Below are 16,092 nucleotides of genomic sequence, written 5' to 3'. Positions count from 1 at the left end.
AATGTTAGCGTAAACATTGACCTGCGGGGAACGACGATGGCGTCGACGACCGGCCGCCCACGCGATTCGCGGCGGCGACTCGACCAGCGTGGCTGGATCTTCGTCGCGCCCTTCGCGATCGTGTTCGCGTTGACGTTCCTCGCGCCCATCGGTTACGCCGTCCAGCTGAGCCTGTTCCAGGATCAGGCTTTCTTCGGCGGCACGGCCTTCGTCGGGCTCGACAACTACGTGCTGCTCTTCTCCGACACCCGGTTCTGGAGCGGTTTCCTGCGAGTGATGATCTTCCTCGCGGTCCAGGTGCCGATCATGCTGGTGCTCGCGTTGGTCGCGGCGTTGGCCATCGACAGCGCCCGGCTGCACGCGGCGGGCTTCTTCCGGATCGTGATCTTCCTGCCGTACGCGGTGCCCGCGGTGGTCGCCACCCTCATGTGGGGCTACATGTACGGCACCAACTTCGGTCTCGCCGCCGACCTCAACGACCTGTTCGGCTCCGAGATCCGGCCCCTGTCGCTGGACTGGGCGCTCGCCTCGATCGGCAACATCGTCACCTGGGAGTTCGTCGGCTACAACATGATCATTTTCTACTCGGGGCTGCGGGTCATCTCCGGTGAGCTGTACGAGGCCGCCGCCCTCGACGGCGCCGGACCGTTCCGGACGATCTTCAGCATCAAGCTGCCCGCCCTGCGCGGCGCCATCGTGATCGCGACCATCTTCTCGATCATCGGCAGCTTCCAGCTGTTCAACGAGCCGAACATCCTGCGCGGACTGATACCCAACGTGCTCACGACCGACTACACGCCGAACATGTACGCCTTCTACCTGTCCTTCGGCGGTCAGCAGTACAACTACGCGGCCACCGTCGCGATCGTGATGGGTGTGATCACCGCGGTCATCGCCTACGTGGTGCAGCTGCGCGGCGCGCGGAAGGGCACGTGATGGCACGGAAAGCCGCGCACGGGGGCCTGATGGCGGGCAAGTCGAAGGTGCTGACCGCCGTCGCCTCCCTGTACCTCGTCTACACGTTGGTGCCGCTGGTCTGGCTGGTGATCAACGCGACCAAGTCCCAGGCGGCCCTGTTCGACTCGCCTGGCCTGTGGTTCGGCGGGTCGTTCGCGCTGTTCGCCAACATCGCCGAGACGTTCACCTACGACGACGGCATCTTCCTGCGGTGGCTGGGCAACACGCTGCTGTACGTGGTGGCCGGCGCCGGCGGGGCGACTCTGCTGGCCACCGCGGCGGGCTACGGGCTCGCCAAGTACCGGTTCGCGGGGCGGCGTGCGGTGTTCGCGGTCATCCTCGGCGCGATCGCGATTCCCGGCACCGCGCTCGCCGTGCCGACGTTCCTGATGTTCAGCGCGATGGGCCTGACCAACACCCCGTGGGCGGTGATCACCCCGTCGCTGGTGAGCCCGTTCGGCCTCTACCTGATCTGGGTCTATGCGGCGGACGCGGTACCCGACGAGCTGATCGAGTCGGCGCGGATCGACGGCGCCGGCGAGATCCGGATCTTCTTCTCCGTGGCGCTGCGTCTTCTCGTGCCCGGCATCGTGACCGTCGCGTTGTTCGCCGTGGTGTCCACCTGGAACAACTACTTCCTGCCGTTGATCATGATCAACGAGCCGCGCTGGTATCCGCTGACCGTGGGGCTGAACCAGTGGAGTGGCCAGGGCCGGGGCGCCGGCGCGGAGCCGATCTACCACCTCGTGATCACCGGATCACTGCTCACGATCATCCCGCTCGTGGCCGCCTTCCTGCTCCTGCAACGGTTCTGGCAGTCCGGCCTGAGCGCGGGCAGCGTCAAGCAGTAGGTACCCGCCCACCGAAGGGACATCTCATGACCCGAACCCCACGTCGCAAGGTGATCTGGGCGCTGGCGACCTCGCTCGCCGTACTGCTCGCCGGATGTTCGTCCGGTGACGACTCCTCCTCCGGCGGCAACGCGTCCCCCGAGGCGCTGGACGCGGCACTGGACAAGGGCGGCACGATCACCTACTGGAGCTGGACGCCCTCCGGCAAGGAACAGTCGGCCGCGTTCGAGAAGGAGTACCCGAACGTCAACGTCGAGTTCGTGAACGTCGGGACCGGCGAGGACCACTACACGGCGCTGCAGAACGCGATCAAGGCCGGACGTGGCGGCCCGGACGTGACGCAGATCGAGTACCGGGCGCTGCCCCAGTTCGCGCTGCAGGAGTCGCTGGTCGATCTGACCGGCTACGGTTTCGAGAACCTCGAGGACGACTACACCGCGTCCACGTGGGAGTCGGTGCACGTCGGCGACGGCATCTACGGCCTGCCCCAGGACTCCGGTCCCATGGCGCTGTTCTACAACAAGGAGGTCTTCACCCAGTACGGCATCGCGGTGCCGAAGACCTGGGACGACTACGTGGCCGCGGCGCAGAAGCTGCATGCCGCCGACCCGACGAAGTACATCGCCTCCGACGCCGGGGACCCCGGTTTCACCACCAGCCTGATCTGGCAGGCAGGCGGCCGCCCGTTCAAGACGGAGGGCGACCGCGACGTCACCGTCAACCTGCAGGACGAGGGCACGAAGAAGTGGACCGCGGTCTGGAACAAGCTCGTCGAGGGCAAGCTGGTCACCAACATCACCGGGTGGACCGACGAGTGGTACCGGGCGCTCGGTGACGGGACCATCGCCACCGTGACGGCAGGCGCGTGGATGCCGGGCATCCTGATGGAGTCGGTACAGGCCGCCTCCGGCAAGTGGGCCGTGGCCCCACTCCCGACCTACGACGGCGGCGAGCCGGTCACCGCCGAGCACGGTGGCAGCACCCAGTCCGTGCTCAAGCAGAGCGACAACCCGGACCTGGCGGCGGCGTTCGTCCGCTGGCTCAACAACGACCAGGCCAGTCTCGACGTCTTCCTGGAGAGCGGCGGCTTCCCGGCCACCACGGCGGACCTCGAGTCGAGCGAGTTCCGGGACTTCTCCTCGCCGTACTTCGGCGGGCAGAAGATCAACGAGGTGCTGACCACCGCCGCGACCCAGGTGTCGAGCGGCTGGGAGTACCTGCCCTACCAGCTCTACGCCGAAACCATCTTCTACGACACCGCGGGCCAGGCGTACGTGAACAACACCGACCTCGACGCCGGACTCCGCGCCTGGCAGGACACCCTCGTGGAATACGGAAACCAGCAGGGCTTCTCCGTGAACCAGGGTTGACCTGCAGCGCGGCGGAGACTGCTGTCACCGCGTCGGTGTGACGACGACACGGACTTCGCCGGCGGGCACATGGAGATGGCCGGTGACGTCGGCTCCGGTCACGAGTTCCGCACCCGGCTCGGCGACGGGGATCGTGACCTCCTCACCGGTGTGGTTGATGGCGAACAGGTATCGCCCCTCCGAGCCGGTGCGTTCGACCACCTCGACGTCACGGGGCAGGTCGCGCGGTGCGAGCGAGGCGTCCGCGCTCGCAGCGTGCAGCACGGCGTCGAGGCCGTCCGCCGCCAGGCGGGTGGAGACGTACCAGGCAGTGCCACGCCCTTCCACATGGCGGGTGACCGCGGGCAGTCCGGCAGCCGGACCGTCCAGATAGGACCAAACCGGTTCGGCGCCGCCGAGTGTGACGACCTCGGACCACACGTCGCCGGTCATCTCGTTGTCCAGCCGGACCCGCTCGCCTGCGCGCAGTGGGGTGAACTCCTCCACCGTCAGGCCCAGCACGTCGCGCAGCGCGCCGGGGTGGGCGCCCGGATGGATGACGTCGCGCTCGTCGACGATGCCGGAGAAACACGACACGACCAGAACGCCACCGTCCTCGACGTAGCGGCGGAGGTTGGCCCCGGCGACGTCCGTCATCGCGTACAGGGCCGGGACGACGACCAGCGGGTAGTCGCACAGGTCGGCCTCCGGGTGGGCGAAGTCGACCGTGAGGTGCCGGTCGTACGCGGCGGCGTACCACGTGTCGGCTCGTTCGCGGGCGTCGAGATCGGCACTCGGCCGCCACTCCAGCCGCTGCGCCCACCAGGACTGCCAGTCCCACAGCATCGCGACGTCCGCTACCACACGGCTGCCGCGGATCGGCGCGAGCGCGCCGAGATCCTGACCGAGCCGCACGACCTCCCGCCAGATCCGGCTCTCCGCGCCGGCGTGCGGGAGCATCGCCGAGTGGAACTTCTCGGCACCGAAGCGGGACGCGCGCCACTGGAAGAACATGGCGCCGTCCGAACCGCGTGCCACGTGCGCCAGGCTGTTGCGGGCCATCTCCCCAGGCCGCTTGGCGATGTTGCGGGGCTGCCAGTTCACCGCGCTGGTGGAGTGTTCCAGCAGCAGCCATGGCCGCCCACCTGCCAGCGAGCGGGTGATGTCGGCGGCCATCGCGAGGTTGACATGGTTGCGGTCGGCTTCGGCGACCAGGTAGTGGTCGTTGGTGACGAGGTCGACCTCCCGTGCCCAGGCCCAGTAGTCCAGCGACTCGCACTGGGACAGCGCGGCGTGGAAGTTCGTGGTCACCGGGATGCCGGGGGAGTGGGCATGCAGCACGTCCCGTTCCCGCTTGAAGTTCTCCAGCAGTTCGTCGCTGGTGAACCGGGCCCAGTCCAGCTGCTGGGTCGGATTGCCCACCGGGGGGACGAGACGCGGGGGATGCACCTGCTCCCAGGAGTTGTAGGTCTGGCCCCAGAACGTGGTGCCCCACGCCTCGTTGAGCTCCTTGACCGTCGTGTAGCGGCCGGCCAGCCAGCCGCGGAACGCGACGGCGGAGGTCTCGCAGTAACACGCGCTCACCGGCGCGCCGTACTCGTTGTGGACGTGCCACAGCGCCACGGCGGGATGCCTGCCGTAGCGGCGGGCCAGCTGCTCGATGATCGACACGGCCGCGCGCTGGTAGGCGGGGGAGCTGTGGCAGATGGCACCCCGGCCACCGAATGCATGGCGCATGCCCTCGCGGGTCACCGGTAACGCCTCGGGGTGCCGTTCGTAGAACCACGCGGGTGGCACGACCGTCGGGGTGCCGAGGTCGACGCGGATCCCGTTGTCGTGCAGCAGGTCCAGCAGTTGGTCCAGCCAGCCGAAGTCGTACTGGCCTGGCTCGGGCTCCAGCAGTGCCCAGGTGAAGATCCCGACGCTGACCATCGTCACCCCGGCCTCGCGCATGAGGCGCACGTCCTCCTGCCACACCGGTTTCGGCCACTGCTCGGGGGTGTAGTCACCGCCATAGGCCAGGGCGTCCAACCCGACCGGCCAGTGCCGCTCCATCCGCGCTCCCTCACATCTGTGACCGTGCACAGACGAACATCCGCCAGTAGCCCCTGAATCACCGTACATAGCGGCTGTTGAAGCGTCGACCGTGCGTATCTACTGTGAACGTGCACAGCCCGGGCAGTCGCAGTAGATGAGGACCGATGACGGACACCGCGCCACAGCGGCGTGCGCGAGCACGGAGCAAGCGCCCGCCGACCATCCACGACGTCGCCGCGCACGCGGGGGTCTCCCGTGGCACCGTCTCACGCGTCCTGCAGGGCGGGGACAACGTCAGCCCGGCCGCCCGGGAGGCGGTCAACGCCGCGATCCGCAAGCTGGGCTACGTGGTGAACCGGGCTGCGCGCAGCCTGGTGACCCAGCGAGCGGGCTCGGTGGCGTTCCTGCTCTCGGAAACGCAGGACCGGTTCTTCTCCGACCCCAACTTCACCACTCTGCTACGCGGCTGCACCGCGGCCCTGGCCGAGCTGGACATCCCGCTCATCCTGGTCACCGCGGGCTCCGAGGCCGAACGCCGGCGCATCACCCCCTACCTCTCGGCGCACCACGTCGACGGCGTGCTGCTGTTCTCCTCGCACCGCGGCAACCCGATGATCGACCACTTCCTGGCGGCCGATCTGCCGTTCGTGTGCTGCGGCAAGCCGCTCGGCCAGCGCGGTGCGTTGTCCTACGTGGCGGCCGACGACCGGGAGGGTGCCAAGAACATGGTGCGCCACCTCCTCGAGTCCGGTCGCACGCGTATCGCGACCATCGCAGGCCCCCAGGACACCCCCGGTGGCCTGGAGCGGCTGGCCGGCTACCGCGAGACGCTCGCCGAGCACGGCATCGCCCACGACAAGCGACTCGTGGCGACAGGCGACTACAGCAGGGCGAGCGGCGAGTCATGCATGTACCACCTGCTCGCCCGTGCCCCGGACCTCGACGCGGTCTTCGTCGCGTCGGACCTCATGGCCGACGGCGCCCTGACGGCGATCCAGCGGGCGGGCCTGCGCGTCCCTGAGGACATCGCCGTCGGCGGTTTCGACGACTCACCGGTCGCGCCGTCGACGCGTCCCCCGCTGACCACGATCCAGCAACCATGGGACCGCATCAGCAAAATGATGGTGCGCCAACTGCTGGCCCAGATCAACGGCGAAGGGCCCGCCACGGTGATCCTGCCGACCAAGCTCGTCGTGCGCGAGTCGGCCTGACCACGCGGGAACCGGAAGCCACTCCGTGGGGATCCGTGCCCACGACCCAGAGAGCGAGTGCGCTATTGGGAGCGCTCCCAGCTCGATTGACTATGGCAGCTCGGAGCAGGGTGGTCAAGTCCCGAAAGTTTCTGTGCACGTTCACAGGTTTCATTGCCGCGCCCTCTTGAAACGATCAAAGACATGCGGTTCCATCAAGAATGGATCGTGCGTTGTGGCTGTGCACGTTCACAGCATCCATCACCGCACATGCCCTGCTCAGTCGATCAAGGGAGATCGAATGACCGCGTACGAACCTGCCCGCGCTGATCGCGCTGGCCGCCAAAGCACAGCACTGGGTTGAATCACCCGGCCCACCGCCTCCCCCGGCTGTACCCGTCACTCGTCGGCTACCCGCGCCGAACCGTCCCTTCTGGACAGAAGTGACGAAAACCCCTGCAGATAGGAGTACTCCCATGCGTTCGTTCGCCATCAGCCGACGGCTGGCCGTTGCCGCGGCGGGCGTCGTGGCGGTCGGGTTGACGCCGGGCATGGCGGTCGGCGCGGCGGAATCCGCGACCGCGGGCACTGTGCCGCAGGCGATCCAGCCGCAGACCGACAACCTGAACCGCGGCGTGATCAGCGTGCACACCGCGAACGGCAATCGGGTCAGCTGGCGGCTGCTGGCCGGCGACCCGGCCGGTGTCACGTTCAACGTGTACCGCGACGGCACCAGGGCGACGCGGACGCCGGTCGGTGGCCCGACCTCCTATGTGGACCTCGGTGCTCCCGCGAATGCCAAGTACACCGTGCGAGCCGTGGTCGACGGGGTCGAGCAGCCGTCGACGTTCGCCGCCGGGGACTCACTGACGCTGGACGGCGTTCCCGGTGACGTCGGCATCACGGCCAGCACCCGGGACGTGCCGATCCAGATCCCGCCCGGCGGCACCACTCCGTCCGGGGAGAACTACACCTACGTCGCGAACGACGCGAGTGTGGGCGACCTGGATGGTGACGGCCAGTACGAGGTCGTGCTGAAGTGGGACCCGACCAACGCCAAGGACAACGCGCAGTCCGGCTACACCGGCAACGTCTACCTCGACGCGTACCGTCTGGACGGCACCCGGCTGTGGCGGGTCGACCTCGGCCGCAACATCCGGGCAGGCGCGCACTACACGCAGTTCCAGGTGTTCGACTACGACGGCGACGGCCGCGCCGAGGTCGCGGTGAAGACCGCCGACGGCACCCGCTCCGGCACCGGTCAGATGATCGGCAGCGCGAGCGCCGACCACCGCAACTCCTCTGGCTACATCCTGGCCGGACCGGAGTTCCTGTCGGTGTTCCGCGGCACCGACGGCGCGGTCCTGGACACCGAGAGCTACGTCCCGCCACGCGGCAACGTCGCGAGCTGGGGCGACAACTACGGCAACCGGGTGGACCGCTTCCTCGCCGGAACGGCCTATGTGGACGGCTCACGGCCGAGCATCATCATGGCCCGCGGCTACTACACGCGCTCGGTGGTCTCCGCGTGGGACTTCCGCGACGGGCAGCTGACCCGCCGCTGGACGTTCGACTCGAACAACGCGGGCAGCCAGTGGACGGGCAAAGGCAACCACCAGCTGTCGGTGGCGGATGTGGACGGGGACGGCCGCGACGAGATCATGTACGGCTCGATGGCCATCGACGACAACGGCAACGGGCTGTGGCAGAACAACACCCACCACGGCGACGCCTACCACGTCAGCGACTTCATCCCGTCCCGCCCCGGCCTCGAGGTGTTCAAACCGTCGGAGTGGACCAACGAGCCGGCGCACTGGATGGGTGACGCGCGTACCGGGCAGATCCTCTGGAGCGCACCGTCCTGCGGCGACGACAACGGCCGCGCTGTCGCCGCGGACATCTGGTCCGGCAGCGCGGGTGCGGAGGCCTGGTCGTCGTGCGTCGGCGGGCTGCGCAGCGGCACCAACGGAAACCAGGTGGCCAGCCGCAAGCCGGGCTCGACGAACTTCGTGATCTGGTGGGACGGCGACGCCCAGCGCGAACTGCTCGACGGCACCCAGATCTCCAAGTACGGCACCGGCGGCGACACCCGCCTGCTCACCGGCTCCGGCGTGGTGTCCAACAACGGCACCAAGTCCACCCCGGCGCTGCAGGCCGACATCCTCGGCGACTGGCGCGAGGAAGTCATCTGGCGCACCACCGACAACCGGGCGCTGCGGATCTACTCCACCACCGACTCGACCGGCATCAGCCGTCCGTCGCTGATGCAGGACCGGCAGTACCGGGTGGCCGTGGCCTGGCAGAACACCGCCTACAACCAGCCACCGCACGCGAGCTTCCTCAACCCCTGACATCGGGAGATGACGCTGTGAGAACCGCGAAGTTCGTCCCCCGTGCTCTCCTGCTCTCGGTGGTCACGGCGTGCACCATCGCGATGGTCGGCAGTCCGGCATCCGCGAGCGCCGCGGCCGGTAACGTCTATTACGTCGCCCCGAACGGGAATGACGGCGCGGCGGGTACGCAGGCCGCTCCGTGGGCGTCGATCGCCCGCGCGCAAGCCGCCGCCACGGCGGGTGACACCGTGTATTTCCGGGGCGGCACGTACGCCTACACCCGCGCGAACAGCGCCTGCGCCAGCCGGACCGCCAGAGTCGACGCGATCACCCTGAACAAGAGCGGCAGCTCAGGCAACCCGATCCGGTACTGGGCCCATCCGGGCGATAAGCCGGTCTTCGACTTCTCGCGAATGACGGACAACTGCCGTATCAAGGGCTTCAACGTCACGGGCAGCTGGATCCACCTCAAAGGACTGGACGTCACCGGCGTACCACAGAACAACAACCTGAACGCCGAGTCCTGGGGAATCTGGGTCTCCGGCAGCAACAACATTTTCGAGCAGATCAACACCCACCACCACATGGGAACCGGCCTGTTCATCAACGGCGGGAGCGGCAACCTCGTCCTCAACTCGGACTCGCATGACAACTACGACCTGCGCAGCAGTGACGGACCCGGCGAGAACGCCGACGGGTTCGGATCGCACTACACACCAGCAGGCCGCGCGGCGAACGTGTTCCGGGGTTGCCGCGCGTGGTGGAACGCCGATGACGGGTTCGACCTCATCTCCACCTATTCGCCCGTGACCATCGAGCACTCGTGGGCCTGGCGCAACGGGTACGTGCCGGGGACGACGACGCCGTCGGGCAACGGAGCAGGCTTCAAGGCGGGCGGCTACGGCGGCGACTACGACGCGGGCGCGGTGAAGCACACCGTCCGCTTCTCGGTGGCGTTCCTCAACAAGGCGGCCGGCTTCTACGCCAACCACCACCCGGTGGCCAATGACTTCTTCAACAACACCGGCTACGGAAACCACCCCAACTTCAACATGCGGGGCGTCGACTCGAGTGGCGCCGCCGTGGGCCGGGGCAACCTGCGCAACAACCTCGCCTACACCGGAACGCCGACGTCGTACCTGTCCGGCACGAACGCCGCGTACAACTCCTGGAACCTCGGCGTCCCCCTGTCGGACGCCCAGTTCCAGAGTGTGTCGACGTCCGGTTGGGACGCGCCCCGTCAGACCGACGGGAGCCTGCCCGTGCTGCCCCATCTCCGTCTCGCGGCGAACAGTGCCCTGATCGACAGGGGCACCGGTGTGGGACTGCCCTTCAGCGGGAGTGCGCCGGATCTCGGTGCCTTCGAGAACGATGGAAGGTGACATCATGAGGCGAACATCGCGTGTCGCTTCGAAGTACTGGACGTTGGCCGCCGCCGCGGTGTTGTCCGTGGCGTTGGCGGTCCCGCTCTCGGCGAGTACCACCGCGGCGGAGCCGACGCAGCTCCGAGACCAGGGGGCCGCAGCTGAACCGGTGGTCGATCGCGGCCTCGGGTTCCTGGTGTCCGACTACCAGACCCGTCATCCGGCGAAGTACACGGCTGACTCCTGGAGACCATTTGCCAAGGCGTTGACCACCGCGGCCGGTGTCGCCGATGACACGTCGGCCACCACGTCGCAGGTCGCCGCGGCGAAGACGGTGCTGATGACCGCCGCCGCCGAGCTGGAGGCCGCTGACGAGGGCACGTTCCAGACCATCACGAACAACACCTTCTGGAACGACACCAGCGGCAACCCCATCTATTCGCAGGGCGGCGGGGTCTTCAAGTTCGGCGACACGTACTACTGGTACGGCGTGCACTACGTCGGCGCCGAGAGCTATCGGGCCAACCCGACACAGAAGTACGACAACCAGGTCTCCTTCGTCTCGATCCCCGTGTACTCGTCCAAGGACCTCGTGAACTGGAAGTTCGAGAACCGCGTCGCGACGCGGTCGACCGTGATCCAGAACGGCGCCACCCTCGGTCAGGCAGGTTGGGTTGGGCGGCTTGGGGTCTCGTACAACGAGAACACCGGCAAGTACGTGCTCGCGGTGCAGGCCTATGTAGGAGGCGGGCACGGCGTTCTGCTGCTGCAGGGCGACTCGCCGACCGACACCTTCGACTACGGCTACTTCCAGACCCAGATCACCAACTCGCCGACGACCGGCACCGGGGACCAGACGGTCTTCACCGACGACGGCAAGGACTACCTGATCTTCTCCAACCGCGAAGGACGTTCTCGCGGCTTCGTGGCCAAGTTCCGGGAGTCCGACTCGCTGCGGATCGAGCCAGGCGTGGAGATCCGCCGCGGCGACGGCCGCGAGGGCAACGCCATGTTCAAGCTCGACGGCAAGTACTATCACGCGGCGTCGGACCTGCACGGCTGGAACACCTCGGTCAACTACGTCAACGAGTCGACCAGCGGCAATGTCCAGGGTTCCTACTCGGCTGAGTTCGTCCTTCCCGGTACCGAGATGGACTACAGCCACGTGACCCAGACCGGGTTCTTCGTGACGGTCAACGGCACCAAGCAGAACACGGTGATCTACGCCGGCGACCGCTGGGCCGACTTCGCCTGGAACGGTATCGGCTACAACCAGTGGGTGCCGATCACGAGGACCGGCGCGCGGCCGCAGTTCCACTCGGTGAGCCAGTGGCAGTTCAACGTCACGACCGGTGAGTGGCGCGTCGGGCCTGCGAACAACTACATCCTCAACCCCGACATCCAGGCCGACCGCGTCATCGTCTCCAGTGTTCGGGGATGGCGGAACCTCGGCGGTTCGGTGACCAACGTCAACGGTGGTGTGAACGGGTCTCGCTTCGCCCTCCAGGTGAGCAACAGCGGCGGCGTCGAGCAGCGGATCCCGTCGGTGCCCGCGGGTACCTACACCATGGCCCTGCATGCTCGGGGCAGTGCCGGGCAGGTCGTGATCACCGGCGCGAACGGCACCCAACGCACTCTCAGCATCCCGTCGTCGAGTGGCTGGGCCAAGCGCGAGCTCACCGGCATCGAGCTACCCAGCGGGGCCGCCACCGTCGCCGTGCGGGCGTCGGGTTCGGGCGGCGTCGTCGTCGACCAGCTCTCACTCGTCAAGACCTCCGACGGCGGCGAACCGCCGGCGGGGGAGCGTTACGAGGCGGAGACCGCGCCGGCGGTGTGCCAGGGCACGATCGACTCGAACCAGGCCGGTTTCTCCGGCAGTGGGTTCTGCAACGGCACCAACGCCGTGGGCGCCTACGCCCAGTTCACCGTCACCCCGACGGCAACGGGCACGGCGACGCTGGGGGTCCGGTTCGCCAACGGCACCACGAGCGCACGGCCCGCGAACCTGATCGTCAACGGGGCCACGGTAGCGACGGTGTCGTTCGAGTCCACCGGTGCGTGGACCACGTGGTCGACCAAAACCGTGACCGTCCCGCTGAACACCGGCGGCAACACCATCCGGTTGGAGCCGACCACGGCAGCCGGCCTGCCCAACGTCGACTACCTCGACCACATCGCCGGGAGGAGCGCATGAGCGGCAAGCGTCTGACCCGCGTCGTCGCGGGCGTGACGACGGTGGCAGCCATGGTGTCCACGACCTTGCTCATCGTGCCCGCGCCGGCCGGTGCGATCTTCGGCACCGCGGACATCAAGCCGATCGAAAGCAACATCGCCGCCAAGGACTGGGCCTCGGCGACGGCCGGCAGCAGCTCGTCGAGCGCCGGACTCGCCATCGACGGCGACCCGGCGACGTCCTGGCACCCCGATCGTGCCGGCGCCCGGCAGTGGCTCACCGTCGACCTCGGTGGCACCTACGACAACCTGGGCAAGGTCACGGTGATGTTCCCGGACCGCGGCGTGGCCTACCGGTACGTCGTCGAGGCGTCATCCGACGGTCGCCGGTGGACGACCATCGCCGACAGGTCCCGCAACCGAGCCGCGTCGCGAGGGGAGGTGCACCTGTTCACGCGGCCGGGGACGCGCTTCGTCCGGCTGATGTTCACCGGTGTGCCGGGCAGTGCCCGGGCTGGTGTCAGCGAACTCCAGGTCTTCAACTACCTCCGCGACGACCTCGTCCTCGGCGCCGATCTGTCCTGGGTGGACGATGTCCAGGACCAGCAGTACTGGGTCCACCCGCTGGCCGAGGACCGGGGCGCCGGGCCACACCTGCTCGACGTGGCCAAGGATCGTGGGATCGAGTACGCCCGGCTGCGGGTGTTCAACGAGCCGCGTGACGAGAGCACCGGTCAACCGACGCCGATACCGCGCCAGGGTCCGGAGCGCTCACTGACCTCCGCGCAGTGGATCAAACAGCGGGGGATGGGCCTGGGCATCGACTTCCACTACGCGGACTCGTGGGCTGATCCGAGCAAGCAACCGAAACCACGCGCCTGGGCCGAACTGGAGTTCGCGGACCTGACCAAGGCCGTGTACGACTACACCGCCGACTACCTGGACCGGTTGATCCGGCAGGGCACCACGCCGGAGAAGGTGGCCGTCGGCAACGAGATCATCAACGGTTTCCTGTACGGCAGCGAGGCGGCCCTCATCGGCACGACGAATCCGTCGTACTTCGTCGACCAGGCCGAGGTCTACCAGTCGAAGCCCGGCGGTGGCCTGCTGTGGCGGTACTGGGGGTCGACCGACCCGGCCGAACAGCAGCTCTACGACAAGTCGTGGGACCGGTTCACCACCCTGGCCGCTGCCGGGATCAAGGCCGTCCGCGACGCGTCACCGACCTCCAAGGTCGAGATCCACGTGATCGTCGACAAGGACCGGCTCGCCACGACCATGGAGTTCTGGCACCAGTTTCTCACCCGGGTGAAGGCAAAGGGGCAGAACCCTGACGTGCTGGCCATCTCGTACTACCCGGAGTGGCACGGTACGCCCGAGGCACTGGATCACAACCTGAACACCATCACCACCAACTATCCCGAGTACGAGATCGACATCGCCGAAACCTCCTACCCCGCCTCGGGCGGCGATGGCTCGCCGATGCCCAACTCGCCCTTCCCGCGAACGGTTCAGGGGCAGGCGGACGCCATTCAGCGGGTGTTCCAGGCCGCCAACGACGTGGTCAACAACCAAGCGTCAGCTGTGCTGGTGTGGGAGCCGGCCGGCTGGCAGCCGATGTTCCGTGCCGTGCCCGGACTGGTGAACACGTGGGAGCCGCACGCATCCATCGACGTCTTCAACGCCAGCCACGCCAAGCACATCCTCCAGGACACCGTCTACACCGCCACCGCGGTGGGCGCGGCCCCGAAGCTGCCCTCCTCCGTCCACCTGCTCACCACCGCCACCAACAGGATCACCAGTGTCCCCGTCCGCTGGCAGCCGTTGCCACCTGGCGCGACCGACAAGCCGGGCGTGGTGACAGTGACCGGCATGACCGGCAGAGGACCGGTCACGGCGGTCATCGACGTCGTTCCCTGACAACGCGTATCCCTTGCACCCAAGGAGTCATCCATGACCATGCAACGGCGGACATTCCTCAGTGTGAGCGCGGCCGGAGCGGCGGGCGTGGGCCTGTCCCTGCTCGGCGCAGGACCGGCGCCGGCCGCCGTCGGACCGCTGGACACGGCGCCGACCACGCCGTTCGCGGTCGGCGTGCGCCGGTATGACTGGACCCGCGGCAACCGCCCGTGCACCACCTACGTCTACTACCCGGCCACCGGCACCCCCGGCGGCAACCCGGTGACGAGCGCCCCGGTCGCAGGCGGCGTCTTCCCCGTCCACAACTTCACCCACGGCTTCGGAAGCAGCCCGCAGAACTCGCTGTTCATCATCCGGGCCCTGGCCGCGGCGGGGTTCATCGTCCCCGCCCCGCACTTCAACCACAACTTCACCGATGTCAACAACGGCAACACGTCCAAGGACGTCTCGCAGATCCTCACCAACACCCTCGCGCTCAACGCGAGCGGTCCGCTGGCCGGGCACATCGACACCGGCGTCGGTGTCGGCGTCGCGGGCCATTCCCTGGGCGGCATGGTCACGCACGGCCTGCTGACGTCCTGGCCCGACAGCCGGATCGTCTCCGCCAACCCGCAGTCCTGTGTGGACATGGGCAACCCCGCCGCCTCGGTCTCCGCCAAGGTCCTGTTCGTCCACGGCGACCGGGACTCGACCACGCAGTACTCCTCGGCCCGGCAGGCGTACACGGAGATGGCCTGGCCGAAGGCGTTCCTCACCTTCGTCGGCGGCAGCCACACCAGCTTCTGGAGCGACAACCGTTTCCCGAACACCGTCGTCGAGTGGGCCCGCTGGACCATGTACGGCGACACCGCGGCACGGGACCGCCTTCCGGCCGCCGCGGCCGGGTCCAACACCAGGTGGGAAGCCCAGCTGGGCAGCTCGCCCGGCGGCCCGGGTCCCTACACCCTGGTGGCTCAGCACAGCGGCAAGGCCGCCGAGATCAACGCGGCCTCCACGACCGCCGGCGCACTGCTCGTCCAGCGGACCACCAACAGCGGCCCCAACCAGCAGTTCGAGTTCGTCGACACCGGCGACGGCCACGTCCGCGTGAAGGCCCGGCACAGTGGCCTGTTCCTCGAGTCGACGGGCACCGCGAACGGAGCGGACATCGTCCAACAGGCCGACACCGGCGCCACCGTTCAGCACTGGCGCGTGGTCGACCACGGTGGTGACGTGGTCAGCCTCGTCAACCGGGCGACCGGCCTGGCCCTGGACGTCTGGGAGTACTCGACCGCCGACGGCGCCCGCATCTCCCAGTACACCTACAGCGGCAACCCCAACCAGCGCTTCACCCACCGCCGCGTCTGACGGGACTGCCCAGACTTTGGCGGCATTGCGAGGACCTCAGTTCGTGGCAAAGCCGCAAAACCCGTGCTCGCCGGGGATCCACCGCATCCCACAAAGTGCGCCAGAGCCGTCAATTCTCTCGGAGGTAGATGAGGCACTGGTCCTTGTTCAGGTCGCGGGGGCGCAGGGCCAGGGTGCCGCCGGTGCGGCAGGCCGACTCGGTGTGCCGCCGCACCAGGAGCGTGTCGAGTTCCGGGTCGTCGCCGGTGGTGCCGGCGTAGAAGTTGATTTCACTCATCTGGGTGTCGGACAGGGCGTGCCGGACCGAGCCCTGCCGTCGGAGCTTGGCGGTCCGGCGGGCCGGGTTCTCGTCGGGCTTGATCAGCTCGTCGTCCTCGGCGTGCCGGTAGATGCAGCGCAGGGCTGCGATGAAGTTCTCGGCGGTGCCGCGCCCGCCGCGTGAGTTGCGGCGCTGGACGGCGTTGGCTTTGATCTCCTCGGCGAACTGCTTGATCTCGTTGCAGCATCATCCGCGCGGCCGTGACCAGTTCGCGTTCCGTCGCGACGCTGGCCGCGTTGTTCGTGTCGGACAG

11 protein-coding genes are annotated in these 16,092 nt (G+C 68.0%); 9 read left to right on the top strand and 2 right to left on the bottom strand.

Translation table 11 applies throughout. From position 1 onward, the window contains the following. Window positions 1-36 precede the first annotated feature (36 nt). From FHR82_RS38230 to FHR82_RS38220, 3 genes are read left to right on the top strand one after another with little or no spacing between them, the layout of a single operon-like run. On the top strand, window positions 37-936 hold the full coding sequence (locus FHR82_RS38230; protein WP_184815537.1) for a carbohydrate ABC transporter permease: 900 nt from the start codon (window positions 37-39) through the stop codon (window positions 934-936). Continuing rightward, on the top strand, window positions 936-1,808 hold the full coding sequence (locus tag FHR82_RS38225; protein WP_184815536.1) for a carbohydrate ABC transporter permease: 873 nt from the start codon (window positions 936-938) through the stop codon (window positions 1,806-1,808). The genes FHR82_RS38230 and FHR82_RS38225 overlap by 1 nt, the downstream gene beginning before the upstream one ends. Before the next feature lie 26 nt (window positions 1,809-1,834). After that, window positions 1,835-3,178, top strand: coding sequence for an ABC transporter substrate-binding protein (locus FHR82_RS38220; RefSeq protein WP_184815535.1), 1,344 nt, complete (start codon window positions 1,835-1,837; stop codon window positions 3,176-3,178). 24 nt (window positions 3,179-3,202) lie between these two features. On the opposite strand, the gene FHR82_RS38215 is transcribed toward FHR82_RS38220, so the two are convergent. Then, window positions 3,203-5,212, bottom strand: coding sequence for a beta-galactosidase (locus FHR82_RS38215; RefSeq protein WP_184815534.1), 2,010 nt, complete (start codon window positions 5,210-5,212; stop codon window positions 3,203-3,205). 146 nt (window positions 5,213-5,358) lie between these two features. On the opposite strand from FHR82_RS38215, the gene FHR82_RS38210 reads away from it, so the two are divergent. From FHR82_RS38210 to FHR82_RS38185, 6 genes are all read left to right on the top strand, one after another. After that, complete coding sequence (locus FHR82_RS38210; protein WP_184815533.1) at window positions 5,359-6,405, top strand: LacI family DNA-binding transcriptional regulator; 1,047 nt, start codon at window positions 5,359-5,361, stop codon at window positions 6,403-6,405. A 455-nt stretch (window positions 6,406-6,860) separates the two neighbouring features. Then, complete coding sequence (locus tag FHR82_RS38205; RefSeq protein WP_184815532.1) at window positions 6,861-8,735, top strand: rhamnogalacturonan lyase; 1,875 nt, start codon at window positions 6,861-6,863, stop codon at window positions 8,733-8,735. A 17-nt stretch (window positions 8,736-8,752) separates the two neighbouring features. Then, complete coding sequence (locus tag FHR82_RS38200; RefSeq protein ID WP_311771476.1) at window positions 8,753-10,099, top strand: right-handed parallel beta-helix repeat-containing protein; 1,347 nt, start codon at window positions 8,753-8,755, stop codon at window positions 10,097-10,099. A gap of 4 nt (window positions 10,100-10,103) precedes the next feature. Continuing rightward, window positions 10,104-12,275 carry a family 43 glycosylhydrolase gene (locus FHR82_RS38195; RefSeq protein ID WP_221464823.1) on the top strand — a complete coding sequence of 724 codons (2,172 nt, stop codon included), beginning with the start codon at window positions 10,104-10,106 and terminating at the stop codon, window positions 12,273-12,275. Next, complete coding sequence (locus FHR82_RS38190) at window positions 12,272-14,173, top strand: glycosyl hydrolase 53 family protein (protein ID WP_184815531.1); 1,902 nt, start codon at window positions 12,272-12,274, stop codon at window positions 14,171-14,173. Before FHR82_RS38195 ends, FHR82_RS38190 begins: the two co-directional genes overlap by 4 nt. Window positions 14,174-14,206: 33 nt before the next feature. Further along, window positions 14,207-15,520, top strand: coding sequence for an RICIN domain-containing protein (locus tag FHR82_RS38185; RefSeq protein ID WP_184815530.1), 1,314 nt, complete (start codon window positions 14,207-14,209; stop codon window positions 15,518-15,520). 109 nt (window positions 15,521-15,629) lie between these two features. Here FHR82_RS38185 and FHR82_RS38180 read toward each other — a convergent pair whose 3' ends face one another. Beyond that, complete coding sequence (locus FHR82_RS38180) at window positions 15,630-15,797, bottom strand: hypothetical protein (RefSeq protein WP_184815529.1); 168 nt, start codon at window positions 15,795-15,797, stop codon at window positions 15,630-15,632. Window positions 15,798-16,092 lie beyond the last annotated feature (295 nt).

This window comes from Actinophytocola algeriensis (assembly GCF_014203735.1).
Taxonomy (GTDB): Bacteria; Actinomycetota; Actinomycetes; order Mycobacteriales; family Pseudonocardiaceae; genus Actinophytocola; species Actinophytocola algeriensis.
The sequence above is the reverse complement of the archived record's forward strand: the minus strand, read 5'-3'. Positions and strand labels throughout refer to the sequence as shown.